This is a genomic window from Psychrobacter sp. FME5 (assembly GCF_014861375.1).
In the GTDB taxonomy this organism is placed as follows: domain Bacteria; phylum Pseudomonadota; class Gammaproteobacteria; order Pseudomonadales; family Moraxellaceae; genus Psychrobacter.
Window position 1 is genome coordinate 1 of the sequence record NZ_RRYX01000250.1, and the last position, 819, is coordinate 819.

Consider the following 819-nt stretch of genomic DNA (forward strand, 5'->3'; position numbering starts at 1 on the left):
ATGATAAGCTTAAAGCCAGCTATGAGGCTGCCGTAATTCTCGCTTGTGTCTTTATCTGGCTGCCGCTGATTTGAATTCTATACAGCCCCTAATTGATTCAAATTTTATTTTTCAATAGAGATTATGGATACAAGTGACAGATAAAACATAACCTGTGTTGTTATGTTTCGATTTATTGTGCTAATAGTAATTGTTAAACAATTTAACCAGCCTGCATCTGTTAAGGCTGGGCAAACATGTTAATATAATGGCACATTTTCACCACTTCTAAACGATTCTTTGGCCACTCATCATTCTATTATGAAACCAATATATAAGTTGATGAGTGGCGATAGAAATAATAAAACAAGAGAGATAAAACTATGTCAGACCTTATTGTAAATACCACCGATGCAAACTTTGACCAAGACGTATTGCAATCAGACGTGCCAGTACTGGTAGATTTTTGGGCAACGTGGTGTGGGCCTTGTAAAGCCATCGCGCCTATCTTAGAAGATCTAGCGACTGAATACCAAGGCAAAGTCAAAATCGTTAAAGTCGATGTGGATAATAACCCACAAGCGGCCAGCCGTTTTGGTATCCGTAACATTCCAACCTTGTTTGTCTTTAAAGGTGGCGAAAAAGTTGATTCTGTCATGGGTTTACAGCCAAAAGCGGAATTGGCAAAAGTACTAGACAAGCATCTGTAAATTAAAATAAGGGAGTTTCCCAAACTCTGTGTAACTGCTTATAATCCACTAACAGGAGAATAAGCAATGACTACTCAATCTGACATCAAGAAACTGGCTGAGCAAATGGCCAGCAGCATGAAAAGCTTCG

1 protein-coding gene is annotated in these 819 nt (G+C 38.7%); it reads left to right on the top strand.

Annotation, left to right across the window (positions count from 1 at the left end; genetic code table 11):
- The first annotated feature begins 362 nt into the window (after nt 1-362).
- Nucleotides 363-689: a thioredoxin gene (trxA, locus tag EI161_RS14535; RefSeq protein ID WP_020444406.1), complete on the top strand. Its 327-nt coding sequence runs from the start codon at nt 363-365 to the stop codon at nt 687-689.
- The last annotated feature ends 130 nt before the right edge of the window (nt 690-819 follow it).

Bases quoted from the DNA above. Each gene is read 5' to 3' on its own strand.
- trxA (WP_020444406.1), top strand. From the start codon at position 363: ATGTCAGACCTTATTGTAAATACCACCGATGCAAACTTTGACCAAGAC.